Source organism: Hydrogenophaga sp. YM1 (genome assembly GCF_016903055.1).
GTDB lineage: Bacteria > Pseudomonadota > Gammaproteobacteria > Burkholderiales > Burkholderiaceae_C > Hydrogenophaga > Hydrogenophaga borbori.
In genome coordinates this window covers 3,558,575-3,578,611 of the sequence record NZ_CP070223.1, presented here as the reverse complement: position 1 = coordinate 3,578,611, position 20,037 = coordinate 3,558,575, and the positions used below count along the sequence as shown (strand labels likewise).

Sequence of the window (20,037 nt, the reverse complement as noted above, 5' to 3'; positions counted from 1 at the left end):
GTTGTGAGTTGGAAGGTAAACCATGGCCACGCTTGATCGATTCCAAGGGCTGTTCTCCAAGAAGAACAAGGAGGCGGATGAGCCTGACCTGGCCGGCGTGACGGATCAGGAGATCGCGGAGCTTGCCGCGGCCCGCCTGGCGCCCGACGCCAACACGGGGGATCTCGACGACAACCTGCTGATCACCGAGGACGATGGCGACACGCCCAAGGACGCGCTGGTTTCACTGCCCATTCTGGGTCGCCGCCCGGCGGAACAGCACCAGCGCTCGCTCGCGGTGCTGCTGGCCTTCGCGCTGCTGGTGCTGGGCGCCATCACGTTCTTCGTGCTGAGCCAGGCGGAAAAGATCAGCCAGCAGGTGGCCGCCAGCGGTCAGGCGCTGATGCAGTCGCAGCGTCTGGCCAAGAGCGTGTCGCAGGCGCTGGTGGGCAGCCCCACCGCCTTCCCCGAGGTGCGCGACAGCGCCAGCGTGCTGGCCACCAGCGTGCGCGGCCTCAAGCAGGGCGACAGCAACATGGCGATCGAGCCGCTGGGGCCGGAATACGGCGGCGCGCTCGACGACCTTCTGCCGCGCATCGACGCCGCCGAGCGCAACGCTTCGGCCGTGCTGGGCCAGCAGGCCACGCTGACGCAGGTGGGCGCCGCGCTGCGCACCATCAACCGCCAGTCGTCCGACCTGCTGGAGATCGCCGAGACGATCTCCTCCCTCAAGCTGCAGCAGAACGCGCCCGCCGCCGAAATCTCCGCCTCCGGCCAGCTCGTGATGCTGACGCAGCGCATCGGCAAGTCGGCCAACGAGTTCCTGACGCTGGAAGGCGTGAGCCCCGAGGCGGTGTTCCTGCTCGGCAAGGACCTGATCACCTTCAAGGAAGTGGCGGACGGCCTGCTCAAAGGCAGCGACGAGCTGCGCCTGAGCGCCGCCCGCGACCCGCAGGTGCGCGAGCGCCTGCAGGCCCTGCTGCAGCGCTACGAGGAAACCCGCGTCGAAGCCGGCGCCATCCTGGGCAACCTGCAGGGCCTGGTGGCCGCGCGCGAGGCGCAGGCCGCCATCGTGGCCGACAGCGAACCGCTGCGCGTGGGCCTGGAGAAGCTGCAGCAGGACCTCTCCGGCCGCTCCGGCCTGGGTGGCGGCCAGCTGCTGGCCCTGGCCCTGTCCACGGTGTTCGCGCTGCTGTGCGCGGGCGGCCTGGCCTATGTGCAGCTGCAGGACAGCCGCCAGCGCCAGATGATGGCCGAAGGCCAGCGGCTGTCCGCCGAGGCGCAGGAGCAGGAAGCCAAGCGCGTCAACGACGCCAACCAGGCGGCCATTCTTCGCCTGATGAACGAACTGCAGACGGTGGCCGAGGGCGACCTGACGCAGGAAGCGACCGTGACGGAGGACATCACGGGCGCCATCGCCGACTCGGTGAACTACACCGTGGAAGAGCTGCGGTCGCTGGTGGGCAACGTGCAGGCCACGGCCACCCGCGTGGCGCAGACCACGTCGGCGGTGGAAAACACCTCGACCGAGCTGCTGGCGGCCTCCACCGAGCAGCTGCGCGAGATCCGCGAAACCGGCCAGTCGGTGCTCGACATGGCGCAGCGCATCAACCAGGTGTCCAGCCAGGCGCAGGAGTCGGCCCAGGTGGCCCGGGCCTCGCTGCAGGCCGCCGAATCCGGCCTGCAGGCGGTGCAGGACGCCATCGGCGGCATGAACGCCATCCGCGACCAGATCCAGGAAACCTCCAAGCGCATCAAGCGGCTGGGCGAGTCCTCGCAGGAGATCGGCGAGATCACCGAACTGATCTCGGACATTACCGAACAGACCAACGTGCTGGCCCTCAACGCCGCCATCCAGGCCGCGTCCGCCGGTGAAGCGGGCCGGGGCTTCTCGGTGGTGGCGGAAGAGGTGCAGCGCCTGGCCGAACGCTCGGCCGACGCCACGCGCCAGATCGCGGCGCTGGTGAAGGCGATTCAGACCGACACGCAGGACGCGGTGGCCGCCATGGAGCGCTCTACGCAGGGCGTGGTCGCCGGGGCCCGGCTGTCCGACAACGCGGGCACCGCGCTGTCCGAAATCGACCGCGTGTCGCGCCGGCTGGCCGACCTCATCGAGCAGATCTCCACCGCCGCCTCCCGCGAAGCCGAATCGGCCAACGAGGTGGCGGGCAACATCCAGCACATCTTCGCGGTGACCGAGCAGACCGGCGAGGGCACGCGCTCCACGGCCCAGCAGGTGCGTGAGCTGTCGGCCATGGCCGAAGAACTGCGCCAGTCGGTGGCCCGATTCAAGATCGCCTGACGGCGGACCGCTCGAATCCATCAGGGAGGCCCATGACCGAAGCGCCCGAATCCGCTCTGCAGGACTTGCCCAACACCGACCTTGGGCCACTGGCCTGGGTCTTCGAGGAGTTGCGCAAATCGCTCGATGCGGCCAACAAGGCCATTCGGCGGTTCGTGCGCGAGAACGAGCAGTCGCGCCACGGCGATCTCGAAGCGGTGGACCCGGCGGCCCTGCGCATGGCCCGCCAGCAGCTGCACCAGGCGGTGGGGGCGCTGGAGGTGGTCGGCCTGGGCGCGCCCGCGCAGGTGCTGCGCGGCATGGAGTCGGCGGTGCAGCGCTTCGTGCAGAAGCCGGCCAGTTGCGACGAGCAGGCCGCCAGCCGGGTGGAACGCGCCAGCTTCGCCCTGGTCGAGTACCTCGAGGCGGTGCTCAACCACAAGCCCGTGCAGCCGGTGGCGCTGTTCCAGCAGTACCGCGAGGTGCTGGAGCTCGCGGGCGCCGAGCGCGTGCATCCCTCGGACCTCTGGGATTTTGATCACCGGGCGATCGATATGCCGGCGCCGCCGGGCGCCAAGCCGCTCGATGTCAGCCCGGCGGTCCGTTCGCTGTTCGACCGCCTGATCCTGCTCGTCGTCAAGACGCAGAGTGCGGCGGCCTGCCAGCAACTGGCCAAGCTGTGCGGCGGCATGTCCGCCGCCGCCGCGGAGCCGCGCCAGCGCACGTTCTGGCGCGTGGCGGCGGCCTTCTTCGAGGCCGCGGGCGGGCCTGGCCTGCCGTTCGACGTGTACGTGAAGCGGGCGGCGTCGCGCCTGCTCATGCAGTTCGGCCAGATGGCCGCCGGCACCGGCCAGGTGTCGGAAACCCTGCTGCACGACCTGCTGTTCTTCTGCGCGCAGAGCCAGCCCGCCGACGCGGCCGCCACCCAGCACCTGGGCGCCGTGCGCGAGACCTATGGGCTGCAGCGCTACCGCCCGGCCGACTACCACCAGGCCACGCTGGGCCGCTACGACCCCGCCGTGCTGGCGCAGGCCCGCAAACGCATCCAGACGGCCAAGGAGGCCTGGTCCCTGTTCTCGGGTGGCGACCATGCCCGGGCCCGCCAGGTCGGCGACCAGTTCGGCCTGATTGGCGAGTCGCTGCTCAAACTGCATCCGCCCAGCGCGCCGCTCGCGGCGGCGCTGGTCAAGGCGGCCGATCGCGCCGTGAACGAGCCCGGCGGCGTGCGCCCCGAGCTCGCCATGGAAGTGGCCACGACCACCCTGTACCTGGAGGCCGCGTTCGAGGACTTCGATCCCGCCGAGCCCGAGCTCGCGGCGCGCACGCAGGACCTGGCGCAGCGCCTGGGCAGCGTCATCGACGGCGAGGCGGCCCGCCCGCTGGACGGGTGGATGGAGCAGCTCTATCGCCGCGTCAGCGACCGCCAGACCATGGGCAGCGTGGTCGACGAGCTGAAGGTGTCGCTCGGCGAGGTCGAAAAATCGCTCGACCAGTTCTTCCGCCAGCCGCAGGAGAAAGCGGGCCTGCACGTCGCGGTGACCCAGTTGGCCCAGATGCGCGGCGTGCTGTCGGTGCTGGGCCTGGACCACGCGGTGCAGGCCGTCACCCGCATGCGCGGCAGCGTCGAGCAGATCCTGGACACCGAGGTCGACGAGGCCCTGGCCCGTGAGGCCGGCACCTTCCAGCAGCTCGGCGACAACCTGAGCGCGCTGAGTTTCCTGGTGGACATGCTGAGCTACCAGCCGGCGCTGGCCAAGAAGCTCTTCGTCTTCGACGAGGACAAAGGCGGCCTGGTCCCGCTCATGGGGCGCGCCAGCGTGGGCCGCGACCGCTCGCCGCCCGCCCGCAGCGACGCCGAGGCCTTGCAGGCGGGCGTGCGCCGCGTGGTCGACAGCGTCTTCGGTGGACTGGACGACCTCAGCGGCCTGAGCCAGCAGCTGGATTCGCTCGCCGACCAGGCCGCGCTGGCCGAACAGCCGGCGGTGGCCAAGGCCGCGCGCGAAGCCGCCGAAGCCGTGGTGCGCGATGACGCCGCGGTCGGCGCGCAGGCGCTGGTCGGGCTGACCGAAGCCGCCGCGCCCGACGCGCCGGCGGCCCCCGCCGACGCACCGGCGGCCGACGACACGGACGAAGACGACCTGCTCGACATCTTCCTGGAGGAAGCGCGCGAGGTCGTGGCCAATGGCCGCGAAGCGGTCTCGCACCTGCGCGAGCAGCCCTCCGATCTCGACCACCTGACCACGCTGCGCCGCGCCTTCCACACGCTCAAGGGCAGCTCCCGCATGGTGGGCCTCAACGAGTTCGGCGAGGCGGCCTGGGCCCTGGAGCAGTTGCTCAACGCCGTGCTGGCCGAGCAGCGGCCCGCCAGCGAAGCCTTGCTGGGCCTGTCGGGCGAGGCCCTGGACCAATTCGAACGCTGGGTGCGGGACATCGCTGCCCAGCAGGCGTCCGCCTGGCGCTCGCAGCCCTTCCGGGCCAGCGCCGAGGCCCTGAAGGCCCAGGGCGTGTGGCTGCCCCTGCAGGCGCCCCCCGCCACCGTGGCGCAGGAACCCATCGACATCGCGTTGGACGACGAGCCGCCAGGGGCCGAGGCCGAGCCGTCGGCCCAGGCACCGGCGGCCGACGCGGCCGCGCCCTCCACCGGCTTCGGCGACCTGCCCCTGCCCGAGCCCTTGTCCGAGGCCGCGCTCGAGGTTCCGCTGCTCGCCGACATCGACCTCGACCTGCTGGCGGCCGTCGCGCAACCCGCGGCCGCCGAGGCGCCCGAGCCAGCCGTGACCGACGCACCCGCCGAAGCCGAAGCCGAAGCCGAGGCCGAGGCCGCACAGGCGACGCCGGCCGAGGCGCGGGACCAGTCCCCGGTGGCCGCGCCCGTGGTGCCGCCCGAGTTCGACCAGCTGGAGGACTTCCCGCGCGAGGCCGTCGAATCCGGTTTTGCCGACATCCAGGAAATCGAGCTGACGGCGCCGGCGCCGCTGCCGCCCGCCGAGCCGGTGTCCATGCCCGTGCCCCTGGTGAGCGCCCCTGCCGAGGAGCCCGTGCGCGAAATCGGCTCGCTGCGCATTGGCCACAAGCTCTACAACGTCTTCCTCAACGAGGCCGACGAGTGGTCCCGCCGCCTGGGCACCACCCTGTCCGAGTGGGCCATGGAGACCCATGTGCCGGTGCCCGAGTCGGCCGAGGCGCTTGCGCACTCGCTGGCGGGCAGCTCGGGCACCGTCGGCTTCGAGTCGCTGTCCGGCGTCGCGCGCGCGCTGGAGCACGCGCTGGGCTCGGTGGCCGCGCGCCAGCGCGAGGGACAGCAGGCGCCGGCCGCGCTGGGCCAGCTGTTCGTGGACGCCGGTGAAGACATCCGCCGCTTGTTGCACCAGTTCGCGGCGGGCTTCCTGAAGGAAGCCGATCCCTTCGTGCTGCAGTCGCTGGTGCAGGTGGTGCACGACCCGCAGGCCTTTGGCGAACCGCCGTCGGCCGCGCCCGCCACGGCCGACGACGAGGTGTTCCTCACCGTCAGCGACGAGGTCGAGCTGCTGCCGGCCGACGACGAGCCCTCGCTGGCCGAGCCGGCGCCGACACCTTCGGCGGCCGACGAGGCCCTGGACGCCAGCGCCGGTTCCGTGACCCAGTGGGACCTGCCCGCCGCGCCCGAGCCGGCGCGCGCCGCACTGGCGCCCGCCGGCCACCAGGACATCGACGACGACATCGACGCGGTCGACACCATCGACGTCGACCTGTTCCCCATCTTCGAGGAAGAGGCCCAGGAACTGCTGCCGCAGATGGGCGCGGCCCTGCGCCAGTGGAGCGCCCGTCCCGACGACGGCAACGCGCGCGCCGAGGTGCTGCGCGGCCTGCACACGCTCAAGGGCAGTGCCCGCCTGGCCGGCGCCCTGCGCCTGGGTGAAATGGCCCACCGCATGGAAACCTCGGCCGAGCGCCTGGGTTCCGACGTGCAACGCGCCAGCGACCTGGAGGTGCTGCAAAGCGCCTTCGACGCCATCGTGGCGCGCTTCGATGCCCTGCGGCACCCCGACGCCCAGACCGGCGCCGTGGTGCAGTCCGCGCCCGAGACACAGGCGCAGCCCGCGCCCGAGGCGCAGCCCGTGGCCGAGGCCGCGGTGCCGGCCGCGCCGCTCGCCGCGACCAGCGCCCTGGGCGCCCACTTCGTCGCGCCCATCGCGCCGGCCCAGCTGGCGGCGCGCGGTGGGGCCGCCGTGCGCGTGCGCCCCGAGCTGCTCGACCGCCTGGTCAACCAGACCGGCGAGGTGATCATCTCGCGCTCGCGCATGGAAGCCGAGGTCGTCACGCTGCGTGCCTCGCTGAAGGACCTCACGGGCAACCTGGACCGCCTGCGCCAGCAGCTGCGCGACATCGAGCTGCAGGCCGAGACGCAGATGCAATCGCGCCTGGCCCAGGCCCGCGACCATGTGCAGGCCTTCGACCCGCTGGAATTCGACCGCTTCACCCGCGTGCAGGAGCTCACCCGCATGATGGCCGAGTCGGTGAACGACGTGGCCACGCTGCAGCGCAACCTGCAGCGCGCCGTGGAAGCGACCGAAGACAACCTCGTGGCCCAGGCGCGGCAGACGCGCGAGCTGCAGCGCGACCTGCTGCGCACGCGCATGGTGGAGTTCGAGGGCATCTCCGAGCGCCTGTACCGCGTGGTGCGCCAGGCCTCCAAGGAAACCGGCAAGCAGGTGCGCCTGGACATCACCGGCGGCAACATCGAAATGGACCGGGGCGTGCTGGACCGCATGACCGGCACCTTCGAACACCTGCTGCGCAACCACGTGGCCCACGGCATCGAATCGCCCGAGCTGCGCGAGCAGCGCGGCAAGCCGGCCGAAGGCCGTATCGACATCGAACTGCACCAGGAGCGCAACGACGTCTCGCTGGTGTTCGCCGACGACGGCGGCGGCATCGACCTGGAGCGCCTGCGCGAGAAGGCCCGCGAGGCCGGCCTGCTGGCGCCCGATCAAGTCATCGACGACGAGCACGCCGCCCAGCTCATCTTCGAGGCCGGCATCAGCACGGCCCGCGAAGTCTCCGAGCTGGCCGGGCGCGGCATCGGCATGGACGTGGTGCGCAGCGACGTGCTCGCGCTCGGTGGCCGCATCGAGACCGCCACGCGCGCCGGGCAGGGCACCTCGTTCAAGCTGGTGCTGCCGCTGACCACGGCGGTCACGCAGGTGGTGATGCTGCGCGCGGGCGAGCTCATGTTCGGCGTGCCGTCGAACCTGGTGGAGATCGTGCGCCGCGTGCCGCCGGCCGAGCTGCAGGCGGCCTACGCCAGCGGCCACATGCGCCATGGCGACGAGGACGTGCCCTTCTTCTGGAGCGGCGCCCTGTTGCAGTCCACGGCGCAGTCGCAGGAGCCGCAGAACCGCACGCTGCCGGTGGTGGTCTTCCGCAGCGCATCCCAGCGCCTGGCCATGCACGTCGACGAGGTGCTGGGCAACCAGGAAGTCGTGGTCAAGAACCTGGGCGCGCAGCTGTCGCGGCTGCCGGGCCTGGCAGGCATGTCGGTGCTGGCCTCGGGCGCGGTGGCGCTGATCTACAACCCGGTGGCGCTGTCCACGGTGTACGGACCGCAGGTGCCCGAATGGGTGCGCCAGCAGGCGGCCCTGCCCCAGGCCACGGAGCGCGCCGCCACGGGCGGCGACGCCGGCGCGGAGGCCGCGCTGGCCAGCGTGCCGCTGGTGCTGGTGGTCGACGACTCCATCACGGTGCGCCGCGTCACCCAGCGCCTGCTGCAGCGCGAGGGCTACCGCGTGGCGCTGGCGGCCGACGGCCTGCAGGCGCTGGAGCGGCTGCAGGTGGAGCGCCCGGCCGTGGTGCTGTCCGACATCGAGATGCCGCGCATGGACGGTTTCGACCTCGTGCGCAACATCCGGGCCGACGCCCGCCTGGCCGATCTGCCGGTGATCATGATCACCTCGCGCATCGCCGAGAAGCACCGCGAGCACGCGCGAGAACTGGGCGTGGACCACTACCTGGGCAAGCCCTATTCCGAAGACGAGCTGCTGGTGCTGGTGGCGCGCTACGCCAAGGCCACCGCCGACGCCTGAGGGCCGGCGGCCCCGGCCGCTGGCGCCTCACGCTCCCAGGCCGCTGAGAACGTCCTGGTAGAACACCCACGCCGGGTCCTTCCACAGGCCGATCGGCACCGGAAACCTCGCCGGCCGATCAGCCCCCCGCTTCTTTCACCACCGCATAACGCGCCAGGGTCTTCTCGCGGGCCTGCGCGTGGTCCACCAGCGGCAGGGGGTAGTTGTCGCCGAGCACCAGGCCGGCGGCGGCCAGCTCCACCGGGCTGGCCTTCCAGGGCGCATGGATCGCCGCGTCGGGCAGGCCGGCGAGCTGGGGCAGGTAGCGCCGGATGAACCGGCCCTGCGGGTCGAAGCGTTCGCTCTGGGTGACGGGGTTGAAGATGCGGAACCAGGGTTGCGCGTCGCAGCCGCTGGAGCTGGCCCACTGCCAGCCGCCGTTGTTGGCCGCGAGGTCGAAGTCGATCAGGTGCTCGGCGAAGTAGCGCTCGCCCCATTGCCAGTGGATGCCGAGGTCCTTCACCAGAAAGCTGGCCACCACCATGCGCAGGCGGTTGTGCATGTAGCCGGTCTGGAGAATCTGCGCCATGGCCGCGTCCACCAGCGGGTAGCCGGTGCGGCCCTCGCACCAGGCCTGGAACAGGGCGTCGGCGGCTTTGCCGTGCTCGTAGCGCACGGCGTCGTAGGCAGGCTTGAAGGCGCGCTGCACCACGTGCGGGAAGTTGGCCAGGATCTGGTGGTAGAAGTCGCGCCAGATGAGCTCGGACAGCCAGGTGCTGGCGCCCGGGTTGCCCTGGGCGTGCAGCCCGTGTGCGATGGACGCCAGCGCGCGCACGGACACGGTGCCGAAGCGCAGGTGCGCGCTCAGGTAGCTGGGGCCCTTGACCGCCGGGTAGTCGCGCGCCTCGTCGTAGCGGTCGATGCGCTGCAGGAAGTCGTCGAACAGCTGGTGCGCGCCGTCCTCGCCGGTGGGCAGGGCGAGCTGTGACAGGTTGGTGCGCTGGAAGCCAATCTCCGCCAGCGTGGGCACCGGGCGCGACAGGCCCTCGGGCAAGGGCGCCAGCGCGCCCGCGTGCTTGGCGATCGGGTAGGCCTTGAGGTGGAAGGGCGTGAGCGCCTTGAGCCAGGCGTTTTTGTAGGGCGTGAACACGCCGAAGGCCCGCTCGGACTGCGTGAGCACCTCGCGGCGCTCGAAGATCACGTGGTCCTTGTGGGTGCGCAGCAGCACGCCCTGGTGCGCCAGCGCGCCCAGCACCTGGGCGTCGCGCGCCAGCGCGGCGGGTTCGTCGTCGTGGTTGGCGAACACGGCCTGCACGCCCAGGCGCTCGGCCAGCGCGGGGATGGCGCGCGAGGCCTGGTCGTGCAGCACGATCAGGCCAGTGCCCGGCCGGCCGTGCTCGGCGCCCAGCTCGCGCAGCCGCGCGTCCAGCGCCACCAGCGATTCGCGGATGAACTCCACCCGGCGGTCGGCGCGCGGCAGCGGGTCCAGGATGTCGCGGTCGAACACGAACACGCACCACAGCTGGCGGCAGTGGCGCAGCGCGTGGTGCAGGGCCGCGTTGTCGCTGGCGCGCAGGTCGCGGCGGAACCACATCAGGCCGGCGTCGAAATGGCTCATGGTCGGTGGCTGGCGGAGGTGACCGGCGAAGCCGGGCGGGCGGGGGGCGGGACATAGAATCCACGCATGGCCGCCGATTTTGCTCCGACCAACCTGACCCATCATTTCCTGATCGCGATGCCGGGGTTGACCGACGAGTTGTTCGGCCGCAGCGTGGTGTTCATGTGCGAACACAGCGAACGCGGCGCCCTCGGCCTGGTGATCAACAAGCCCAGCGACATCCTGCTGCCCAAGCTGTTCGAGAAGGTCGAGCTGCCGCTGTCGCGCGAAGACCTCATGGAACTGCCCGTGTTCCAGGGCGGCCCGGTGCAGACCGAGCGCGGCTTCGTGCTGCACGAGGCCGTCAACCCCGAGCAGGACGGCGAGTCGGTTTACGCCTCCACGCTGTCCATCCCCGGCGGTCTGGAAATGACGACCTCCAAGGACGTGCTCGAGGCCATGGCGGCCGGCGCCGGTCCGCGCCGCGTGTTCGTTTCGCTGGGCTACGCCTCCTGGGGTCAGGGCCAGCTCGAGTCCGAGCTCGCCGAAAACGCCTGGCTCACGGTGCCGGCCGACATCGAGATCATTTTCGAGGCCCCGGTGGCCGAGCGCTACGAGCGCGCCATGGCCCTGCTGGGCCTGCAGCAGCCCTGGATGCTCTCACCCGATGCCGGCCATGCCTGAGCCGGCCATGCCCGAAGTCGCCGCCACGCTGCAGACCTTCCTGGCCTTTGACCTGGGCCAGCGCCGCACCGGCGTGGCCACGGGCAACCGGCTCACCCGCAGCGCCACGCCGCAGCCCACCATCGTGGCCACCGGCGACGCGCGCCTGGAGCGCGCGGCTGAGCGCATCCGCGAGTGGGCGCCCGACGCGCTGGTGGTGGGCGTGCCCTTCCACCCCGACGGCGCCGAGCACGCCAACACCGCCATGGCGCGCAAGTTCGCGCGCCGCCTGCACGGCCGCCATGGCCTGCCCGTGTTCGAGGTGGACGAGCGCTACAGCACCACCGAGGCGCACGCGCAGGGCGCGCGGGACGCCGACGCCGCGTCCGCCTGCATCATCCTGGAACAGTTCCTGAGGAGCCTGCCTTGACCCCACCCGATGCCGAAGCGCTCTACGCGCAGCTGCTCACGCGCGTGCGGGCCGTGCTGGAGGCCGAGCCCGCGACGCGGCTCGTGGGCATCGCCACCGGCGGCGCCTGGATCGCCGAGCGCCTGCACGCCGACCTGAAACAGCCCGGCGCCTGCGGCGTGGTCTCGTCCGTCATGCACCGCGACGACTTCGCGCGCCGCGGCCTGGCCAGCAGCGTGCAGACCCAGCTGCCCTTCGAGGTGGACGGCGCGAGCCTGCTGCTGATCGACGACGTGCTCTACACCGGCCGCACGCTGCGCGCCGTGCTCAACGAGCTCTTCGACCACGGCCGCCCCGCGAGCGTGCGCCTGGCCGTGCTGGTCGATCGCGGCGGACGCCAGCTGCCGATCGAGGCGCAGCTGAGCATGGCCCATGTCGAGGTGCCCGCCGGCCAGTCGCTCGAACTCGCGCGCGACGGCGACGGCCGCCTGCGCTTCGTGCTGGAAAGCCAAACATGACCCCCGCCCGCAACCCCCAGCTCAACAAGAACGGCGAGCTCATCCACCTGCTCTCCACCGAGGGCCTGTCGCGCGACATCCTCACGCACATCCTCGACACCGCGTCCAGCTTCACCAGCGTGAGCAACCGCGAGGTGAAGAAGGTGCCGCTGCTGCGCGGCAAGAGCGTGTTCAACCTGTTCTTCGAGAACAGCACGCGCACGCGCACCACCTTCGAGATCGCGGCCACGCGGCTGAGCGCCGACGTCATCAACCTCGACATCGCGCGCAGCTCCACCGCCAAGGGCGAGTCGCTGCTCGACACCATCGCCAATCTCAGCGCCATGGCGGCCGACATCTTCGTCGTGCGCCACAGCGAGTCGGGCGCGCCCTACCTGATCGCGCAGCACGTGGCCCCGCACGTGCACGTGGTCAACGCCGGCGACGGGCGCCACGCGCACCCCACGCAGGGCCTGCTCGACATGTACACCATCCGCCACTACAAGCAGGACTTCACGAAGCTGTCGGTGGCCATCGTGGGCGACGTGCTGCACTCGCGCGTGGCGCGCTCCGACATCCACGCCCTCACCACCCTGGGCTGCCCCGACGTGCGCGTGGTCGGCCCGCGCACCCTGGTGCCGAGCGACCTGTCGCACATGGGCGTGCGCGTGTGCCACACGCTGGAGGAGGGCATCAAGGGCTGCGACGTGGTCATCACCCTGCGCCTGCAGAACGAGCGCATGAGCGGCGCGCTGCTGCCCTCCAGCCAGGAGTACTTCAAGAGCTTCGGCCTCACGCCCGAGCGCCTGAAGTGGGCCAAGCCCGACGCCATCGTCATGCACCCGGGCCCCATCAACCGCGGCGTGGAGATCGACTCCGCCGTGGTGGACGGTCCGCAGAGCGTGATCCTGCCGCAGGTCACCTTCGGCATCGCCGTGCGCATGGCGGTGATGTCCATCGTCGCGGGCAACGAAGCGTGAGCACCCCCGCGCCCGACCCCGACACGCGCTTCTGGAGCCCGGCCCTGCGCGGGCTGAGCGCCTACACGCCCGGCGAACAGCCGCAGGGCACGGGCTGGATCAAGCTCAACACCAACGAATGCCCTTACCCGCCCTCGCCGCTGGCGCTGCGGCGCATGGCCGAGGCGGTGGACGAGCGGCTGCGCCTCTACCCCGATCCCTCGGCGCTGGCGCTGCGCCAGACCATCGCCGCGCAGCAGGGGCTGCGGGTGGAGCAGGTCTTCGTGGGCAACGGCTCGGACGAGGTGCTGGCGCACGCCTTCATGGGCCTGCTGCGCCACGGCCGGCCGGTGTTGGTGCCCGACGTGAGCTACTCCTTCTACCCGGTCTACTGCGCGCTCTACGGCGTGGCCTGCCAGCCCGTGCCCCTGGACGCCGAATTCCGCGTGCGGGTGGCCGACTACCGGCAGCCCAACGGCGGCATCGTGCTGCCCAACCCGAACGCGCCCACCGGCATCGCGCTGTCCCTGGGCGAGATCCGCTGGCTGCTGGAGCGCAACCCCGATTCGGTGCTGGTGGTGGACGAGGCCTACGTGGACTTCGGCGCGCAGAGCGCCGTGTCGCTCATCGACGAGTTTCCCCAGCTGCTGGTGGTGCAGACCCTGTCCAAGTCGCGCGCCTTGGCGGGCCTGCGCGTGGGCTTCGCCCTGGGCCACGCCGACCTGATCCGGGCGCTGAGCACCGTCAAGGACAGCTTCAACTCCTACCCGCTGGACCGCGTGGCGCTGGCCGGCGCGCAGGCCGCGCTGGAGGACCAGGCGCACTTCGCCTCGCTCACGCGGCGCATCGTCGACAGCCGCGAATGGCTCGCGCGCGAGCTGCAGGCCCTGGGCTTTCACTGCCTGCCCTCGAGCGCGAACTTCCTGCTCGCGCGGCACCCGCGCCACGGCGCGGCCCGGCTGCAGCAAGACCTGCGCGAGCGCCGCATCCTGGTGCGCCACTTCAACCAGCCGCGCATCGCCGAGCACCTGCGCATCACCATCGGCTCGCCGGCCGAATGCGAGGCCCTGGTGGCCGCGCTGCGCGAGCTGATCGATCCCGTCCGGCACCGCGATTCCAAGGTGACACCCGCATGAAAATCCTGATCCAGAACGGCCGCGTGATCGACCCGGCCAGCGGCCGCGACGAGATGGCCGACGTCGCCATCGCCGCCGGTCGCATCATCGCCATCGGCCGGGTCGCCGCCGACTTCCACCCCGCGCGCACCATCGACGCCGCTGGCTGCGTGGTCGCGCCGGGCCTGGTGGACCTGTCCGTGCGGCTGAAGGAACCCGGCCAGGAACACGCCGGCATGCTGGAGAGCGAGACCGCGGCGGCGGTGGCCGGCGGCGTCACCTCGCTGGTCTGCCCGCCCGACACCGAGCCCGTGCTCGACGAGCCCGGCCTGGTGGACATGCTCAAGTTCCGCGCCGAGAAGCTGCACCGCTCGCGCGTCTTCCCGCTCGGCGCGCTCACGCGCGGCCTGGCCGGTGAGGTGCTGACCGAGATGGCCGAGCTCACCGAGGCCGGCTGCGTGGGCTTCGGCCAGGCCGAAACCACCATCCAGAACACCCAGGTGCTGCTGCGCGCGCTGCAGTACGCGGCCACCTTCGGCTACACCGTGTGGCTGCGCCCGCAGGACCTGTGGCTGGGCAAGGGTGTGGCCGCCAGCGGCCCGCTGGCCACGCGCCTGGGCCTGGCCGGCGTGCCCGTCGCGGCGGAGACCATCGCGCTGCACACGCTGTTCGAGCTCATGCGCGCCACCAAGGGCGGCGCGCGCGTGCACCTGTGCCGCCTCAGCAGCGCGGCCGGCGTGGACCTGGTGCGCGCCGCCAAGGCCGAGGGCCTGCCCGTCAGCTGCGACGTGAGCGTGCACAACCTGCACCTCACCGACGTGGACATCGGCTTCTACGACAGCCGCTTTCGCCTGCAGCCGCCGCTGCGCCAGCAGCGCGACCGCGACGCCCTGCGCGCCGGCCTGGCGGACGGCACCATCGACGCGCTGGTGTCCGACCACAACCCGGTGGACAGCGACGCCAAGACCCTGCCGTTCGCTGAGGCCGAGCCCGGCGCCAGCGCGGTGGAGCTGCTGTTGGGCCTGGCCTGCACCTGGGCGCAGCAGGAAGGCCTGGGCCTGATGCAGGCGCTGGCGGTGCTGACGCACGGTCCGCAGCGCGTGCTGGGCGCCAGCCTGGGCACGCTGCAGGCCAGCGTGGGCCAGCTCGCCGTGGGCGGCGCGGCCGACGTGCTGGTCTTCCACCCCGACGCGCCCTGGACCGTGGCGCCCTCGGCCCTGCGCAGCCAGGGCCGGCACACGCCGTTCGAGGGCCACGAGATGCCGGTGTCGGTGCGCGCCACGCTGGTGGGCGGGCAGATCGCGCACGCGGCCGAGGGCGTGGCGGCGCCGGCGTGAACGCGCCGCACGGCCAGGCCGGGGGGGCGCGCACCCGGGGTGGGCAGCTGCGCGCGGCCTGGCGTGCCCTGCGCGCCGTGCTGCACGTGCTGCGCGGCCTATGGATCATCCGCAGCGAGTTCGGCCGCCTCACGCACGCGCAGAGCCAGCTCATCGTGCGCGAATGGTCGCGCCGCATGCTGGCCATCATGGGCATCGCGCTGGACGTGCAAGGCCAGCCGCCCGCGCACGGCGCGGTGCTGATGGTGGCCAACCACATCTCCTGGCTCGACATCCTGGTCATGAACGCCGCGCACCCGAGCCGTTTCGTGTCCAAGGCCGACGTGCAGCGCTGGCCGCTGCTGGGCTCGCTCATCACCGGCGCGGGCACGCTCTACATCGAGCGTGAGAGCCGGCGCGACGCGCTGCGCGTGGTGCACCGCATGGCCGAGCGGCTGCGCGCGGGCGAGACCGTCTCGGTGTTTCCCGAGGGCACCACGGGCGACGGCGCCCAGCTGCTGCCCTTCCACGCCAACCTGCTGCAGGCCGCGATATCGGCCAGCGCGCCGGTGCAGCCGGTGGCGCTGCGCTACCTGGAACGTGGCAGCGGCCTGCCGCACCCGGGCCCTGTGTTCATCGGCGACGACACCCTGGTCGCGTCGGTGTGGCGCACGCTGCGCTCGGACACGGTGCGCGCCGTGGTGCGCTACGGCACGCCGCAGCGCGCGGGGGCGCGCGACCGCCGCGCCTGGTCCGAGGCGCTGCGCGCCGAGGTGCAGGCCGAGTTCGACGCGGCGCGCTGAGCGGGCCCGCCGGGCCGGTTCAGGGGGCGGAGGCCTCGGTCGCCGGCGCGGCCCGCAGCCGCCGGTACAGCAGCCCGCGCGACACCCCCAGCTGACGCGCGGCGCGCGCGATGTTGCCGCCGCAGGCCGCCAGCGTTTCGGAGATCACGCGGTCGCGGTGGTCGTCCAGCGTGGAGGAGGGCGCGGCGTCGGCGATCGGTGCGTCGGGCGCGGCCTCGCCGGTCGAGGACGGCGGCGCGCCGGTGGCCACGGCGCGGTTGAAGTCCACGCCGTCGGCGCTGCCGATGTGGGCGCGCACCCAGACCGTGAGCCCATTGGGCAGCCGCAGCGCGCGCGGCTCGCGGGCGCGGTGCAAGGCCAGCAGTTCCTCGAAGGCCAGGCCGAACACCTCGTCCACCGGTGGGTGGGCCAGGGCGTTGGCGCCGGTCAGGCGTTGCGCCACCGGGTTGAGCCAGGCCAGTTGGCCGCCCACGTCGATGCCGGCCAGGCCTTCCAGCGGCGTGCCCAGCACGCGCGGGCTGGCCTGGAACTGCAGCACCAGGTGCGCGGGCGACTGCAGCCGCAGCAGCCGGTTCTCGATGGTGCTGGCGTAGAGCGCCACCAGGCCGGCGGCGTCGAAGCCGAAGGGCGAGCCCTCGATGGACAGGTCCAGCACGCCGGCCAGGCGGCCGTGCACGTCGCGGATGGGCGCGGCCGCGCAGTGCAGGGTCTGCAGCATCTCGTGGAAGTGCTCGGCGCCCTGCACGGTGCAGGCGCTGGCCACGCGCGCCACGATGCCCGGCGCCGTGGTGCCGATCTCGCCCTCGGCCAGGTTCACGCCCACGCGGCTGCCCGCGTCCAGCAGCGGCTGCGGTGCCGTGCCCAGCGGCGCGCTGGCGTGGATGACCACGCCCTGGCCGTCGGTGAGCAGCACGCGGCAGCTGGTGCCGCCCAGCGCCGCGGCGAGCTGCTGCAGGTCTTCGTTGCCGGCCAGCAGCAGCTGCTGGTTGCGCGTCAGGCAGGCGTGCATGCGGCTGCGCGTCACGGGGTCGAAGCTCACCGCCTGGCGCGGGTCGCGGCGCGTGGCGGTGCAGCGCATCCACGATTGGATGACGGCTTCGTTCACCAGCCCGGTGGGGCGTTCGCCTTCGTCGAAGAACCGCTGCCGCGCGAGCGCTGTGCGCTGCTCGGCGGTCTGGAAGAACAGGGGGCGGGCGGGCTCGGCCATGGGTTCGCTCGGGGTGGGCCAGGGCAGTATCGGTGCCGCGCGCGGGCACCGCGCTGCGGGAAATCCCTGCGCCATCCGCCCACTCTGTTCCACCGTGGAACAAAACACTTGAGGGAAATCCCGGGGGTGCCGCGCGATGGCCGGCTGCGGAACATGGCCGTCGCGGCATCCGTGTTCCGGGGGGATGCGCGAGCCTTGCCACCGACCCCACACGCCGGCCCGGACCGGCACATCAGGAGACAACATGAGCACCCATTCGCTCACCGCCCGCGCCGCCGTCGGCCTGGCGCTGCTGCTGGGCGCCGCGCTCGGCGCGCAGGCCCAGCAGGCGACGGTCAAGGGATCGGCCGCGCACATCAGCGCGGTCACGAAGAAGGTCGACGGCGCCTTCGTGCGCAGCAACGCGCGCGCCACGCCCGACTGGCCCAGCCACGGCCTGGACTACGCCGAGACCCGGCACTCCAGGCTCGACCAGGTCAACACCGGCAACGTGAAGGACCTGGGCCTGGTCTGGTCCTACAACCTGGAGTCCACGCGCGGGGTGGAGGCCACGCCGCTGGTGGTGGACGGCATCATGTACGTGACCGCCTCGTGGAGCGTGGTGCACGCCATCGACGTGCGCACCGGCAAGCGCATCTGGTCCTACGACCCGCAGGTGCCGCGCGAGGGCGGCTTCAAGGGCTGCTGCGACGTGGTCAACCGCGGCGTCGCCCTGTACGAGGGCAAGGTCTTCGTGGCCTCCTACGACGGCCGCCTGGTGGCGCTGGACGCCGCCACGGGCCAGAAGGTGTGGGAGAAGGACACCATCATCGACCGCAAGTTCAGCTACACCATCACCGGCGCGCCGCGCGTGGTCAAGGGCAAGGTCATCATCGGCAACGGCGGCGCCGAGTACGGCGTGCGCGGCTATGTCACGGCCTACGACGCCAAGACCGGCGAGCAGAAGTGGCGCTGGTTCACCGTGCCGGGCGACCCGTCCAAGCCCTTCGAGGACGAGTCCATGGCCAAGGCCGCCAAGACCTGGGACCCGGCCGGCAAGTGGTGGGAGGCGGGCGGCGGCGGCACGGCCTGGGACGCCATGGCCTTCGATCCCGAGCTGAACCTGCTCTACATCGGCACCGGCAACGGCTCGCCCTGGGCGCGCAGCAAGCGCAGTCCGGCCGGCGGCGACAACCTGTACCTGGCGTCCATCGTCGCGCTCAACCCGGACACCGGCAAGTACGTCTGGCACTACCAGGAAACGCCCGGCGACAACTGGGACTTCACCTCCACGCAGCCCATGATCCTGGCCGACCTCACGCTGGACGGCAAGAAGCGCAAGGTGGTGATGCACGCGCCCAAGAACGGCTTCTTCTTCATCGTCGACCGCACCAACGGCAAGTTCATCTCGGCCAAGAACTTCGTCGACGTGAACTGGGCCACGGGCTACGACAAGAATGGCCGCCCGATCGAGACCGACATCGCGCGCACGGCCGACCGCCCGCGCGAGATCATCCCCAGCGCCTTTGGCGCGCGCAACTGGCACTCCATGTCCTTCAACCCGAAGACCGGCCTGGTCTACATGCCGGTGCAGGGCGTGCCGCTCACGCTGATGGACAACAAGAACTGGAACTTCAACGGCGTGCGCCCGGGCGAGCCGCACAGCAACATGGGCTGGAACCTGGCCACCTTCGCCAACGTGGAGCCGCCCGCCAGCAAGCCCTTTGGCCGCCTGGTGGCCTGGGACCCGGTGAAGCAGCAGGCGCGCTGGACGGTGGAGCACGTCTCGCCCTGGAACGGCGGCACGCTCACCACGGCCGGCAACCTGGTGTTCCAGGGCACGGCCGACGGCCGCTTCGTGGCCTACAACGCCGCCAGCGGCGAGAAGCTGTGGGAGACGCCCACCGGCACCGGCGTGGTGGCCGCGCCCACCACCTATCTGGTGGACGGCAAGCAGTACGTGTCCATTGCCGTGGGCTGGGGCGGTGTGTACGGCCTGGCGCAGCGCGCCACCGAGCGCCAGGGCCCGGGCACGGTCTACACCTTCGCTGTGGGCGGCAAGGCGCCGGCGCCGGACTTCGTGGCCTACCGGCTGGGCCAGCTCGTGCAGGGCGTGAAGTACGACCCGGCCCATGTGCCCGAGGGCACCGCGCTGTACGTGAGCAACTGCGTGTTCTGCCACGGCGTGCCGGGCGTGGACCGCGGCGGCAACATCCCCAACCTGGGCTACATGGACTCGGCCTTCATCGAGAACCTGGACAAGTTCGTCTTCAAGGGCCCGGCCATGGCGCGCGGCATGCCCGACTTCACGGGCAAGCTCACGCCGGACGACGTGCAGAAGATCAAGGCATTCATCCAGGGCACCGCTGACGCGATCCGCCCCAAGAAGTAGAAGCACCCCCCGCCGCGCTTCGCGCGACCCCCCTCAAGGGGGGCGGCACCTGCGGCCCGGCAAAGCCGGTTCCGCGGTGCCGCCGGGTGGTGGATGGGCGTTGGTTCAGCGTTTGCTTCGGCTCAACATCAGTTCGGTGTTGGCCTTGCGGTCGGCGTTGAGCTTCTGCACCGTGGGCCGCTCGCCCAGGCGCTTGAGGTAGTCGCGCACGGGCAGCTCGGCCAGGAAGTCGCGGCCGTAGATGATCTTGGTGGCGCTGCTCACCAGCGGCAGGTGCACCGCGCCCGCGCAGTCGGCCAGGGTGAACTCAGGGCCGGCGAGGAAGGGCGAGAAGCTGGCGAGCTTGGCGAAGCCGGCGATGTTTTTCTCCAGCTGCGGCGCGATCTTCTCCTTCGCGGCGTCGCTGACCTTGCCGCCGAAGAAGGCCTCGGGGTAGAGGTTGCGCGCCACCAGTTCCAGGTGCAGCTCCAGGTAGCGCACCAGCTCGCGCACCTTGGCGGCCGCGAAGGCGTCGGCCGGCAGCAGCGGCGGGTGCGGGTAGGCGTCCTCCAGGTACTCCAGGATCACGGTCGACTCCGACAGCGCGCCCTGGTCGGTCTTGAGGTAAGGCACCTTGCCCAGCGGGCTGCAGCTGGGGTCGGTCTCGCCGATCCAGGCCAGTTCTTCCTCGAAGGGGATGCCCTTTTCCAGCAGGGCGAGACGGACCTTGTTGTAGTAGTTGCTGGCCGCGAAGCCGCAGAGCTTGAGCATGGGCGATGTCTCCGGTGGTCGTTCGAAACGGGGGATCGTGGCCCCGATG

At 71.7% G+C, this 20,037-nt stretch carries 13 protein-coding genes; 10 read left to right on the top strand and 3 right to left on the bottom strand.

All coding sequences use genetic code 11. The annotated features are described in order from the left end of the window. Positions 1 to 22 precede the first annotated feature (22 nt). Together JNX00_RS16895 and JNX00_RS16890 are read left to right on the top strand one after the other, a co-directional pair. Positions 23 to 2,281: a methyl-accepting chemotaxis protein gene (locus JNX00_RS16895; protein WP_070397333.1), complete on the top strand. Its 2,259-nt coding sequence runs from the start codon at positions 23 to 25 to the stop codon at positions 2,279 to 2,281. A gap of 32 nt (positions 2,282 to 2,313) precedes the next feature. Next, positions 2,314 to 8,322, top strand: a complete 6,009-nt coding sequence (locus tag JNX00_RS16890; RefSeq protein WP_204742954.1) for an Hpt domain-containing protein — start codon at positions 2,314 to 2,316, stop codon at positions 8,320 to 8,322. 118 nt (positions 8,323 to 8,440) lie between these two features. Here the strand turns inward: JNX00_RS16890 and JNX00_RS16885 are convergent, their stop codons facing one another. Continuing rightward, positions 8,441 to 9,919, bottom strand: coding sequence for a deoxyribodipyrimidine photo-lyase (locus JNX00_RS16885; protein ID WP_070397335.1), 1,479 nt, complete (start codon positions 9,917 to 9,919; stop codon positions 8,441 to 8,443). Positions 9,920 to 9,985: 66 nt separating this feature from the next. On the opposite strand from JNX00_RS16885, the gene JNX00_RS16880 reads away from it, so the two are divergent. Genes JNX00_RS16880 through JNX00_RS16850 form a run of 7 tightly spaced genes read left to right on the top strand, consistent with a single transcriptional unit; the run spans position 9,986 to position 15,660 of the window. Next, complete coding sequence (locus JNX00_RS16880) at positions 9,986 to 10,582, top strand: YqgE/AlgH family protein (protein WP_070397336.1); 597 nt, start codon at positions 9,986 to 9,988, stop codon at positions 10,580 to 10,582. After that, complete coding sequence (gene ruvX, locus JNX00_RS16875) at positions 10,566 to 10,991, top strand: Holliday junction resolvase RuvX (protein ID WP_070397337.1); 426 nt, start codon at positions 10,566 to 10,568, stop codon at positions 10,989 to 10,991. Before JNX00_RS16880 ends, ruvX begins: the two co-directional genes overlap by 17 nt. After that, the gene (gene pyrR, locus JNX00_RS16870; protein WP_070397338.1) at positions 10,988 to 11,488 is read left to right on the top strand and encodes a bifunctional pyr operon transcriptional regulator/uracil phosphoribosyltransferase PyrR; all 501 of its coding nucleotides are present in this window, start codon (positions 10,988 to 10,990) and stop codon (positions 11,486 to 11,488) included. The genes ruvX and pyrR overlap by 4 nt, the downstream gene beginning before the upstream one ends. After that, on the top strand, positions 11,485 to 12,447 hold the full coding sequence (locus JNX00_RS16865; RefSeq protein WP_070397339.1) for an aspartate carbamoyltransferase catalytic subunit: 963 nt from the start codon (positions 11,485 to 11,487) through the stop codon (positions 12,445 to 12,447). The genes pyrR and JNX00_RS16865 overlap by 4 nt, the downstream gene beginning before the upstream one ends. Continuing rightward, positions 12,444 to 13,562 carry a histidinol-phosphate transaminase gene (gene hisC / locus JNX00_RS16860; protein ID WP_204742953.1) on the top strand — a complete coding sequence of 373 codons (1,119 nt, stop codon included), beginning with the start codon at positions 12,444 to 12,446 and terminating at the stop codon, positions 13,560 to 13,562. Before JNX00_RS16865 ends, hisC begins: the two co-directional genes overlap by 4 nt. Beyond that, the gene (locus tag JNX00_RS16855) at positions 13,559 to 14,878 is read left to right on the top strand and encodes a dihydroorotase (protein ID WP_204742952.1); all 1,320 of its coding nucleotides are present in this window, start codon (positions 13,559 to 13,561) and stop codon (positions 14,876 to 14,878) included. The genes hisC and JNX00_RS16855 overlap by 4 nt, the downstream gene beginning before the upstream one ends. Beyond that, complete coding sequence (locus tag JNX00_RS16850) at positions 14,875 to 15,660, top strand: lysophospholipid acyltransferase family protein (RefSeq protein ID WP_239478169.1); 786 nt, start codon at positions 14,875 to 14,877, stop codon at positions 15,658 to 15,660. The genes JNX00_RS16855 and JNX00_RS16850 overlap by 4 nt, the downstream gene beginning before the upstream one ends. Before the next feature lie 19 nt (positions 15,661 to 15,679). Here the strand turns inward: JNX00_RS16850 and JNX00_RS16845 are convergent, their stop codons facing one another. Continuing rightward, a complete protein-coding gene (locus JNX00_RS16845; RefSeq protein ID WP_204742951.1) occupies positions 15,680 to 16,867 on the bottom strand; it encodes a helix-turn-helix domain-containing protein in 1,188 nt (395 codons plus the stop codon). A 244-nt stretch (positions 16,868 to 17,111) separates the two neighbouring features. Between JNX00_RS16845 and JNX00_RS16840 the strand changes: the two genes are divergently transcribed. Next, entirely contained in the window at positions 17,112 to 19,238 is a 2,127-nt protein-coding gene (locus JNX00_RS16840; protein WP_070397343.1) for a PQQ-dependent dehydrogenase, methanol/ethanol family, read from the top strand. A gap of 105 nt (positions 19,239 to 19,343) precedes the next feature. Here the strand turns inward: JNX00_RS16840 and JNX00_RS16835 are convergent, their stop codons facing one another. After that, positions 19,344 to 19,988 carry a glutathione S-transferase gene (locus tag JNX00_RS16835; RefSeq protein ID WP_070397344.1) on the bottom strand — a complete coding sequence of 215 codons (645 nt, stop codon included), beginning with the start codon at positions 19,986 to 19,988 and terminating at the stop codon, positions 19,344 to 19,346. Positions 19,989 to 20,037: the final 49 nt, after the last annotated feature.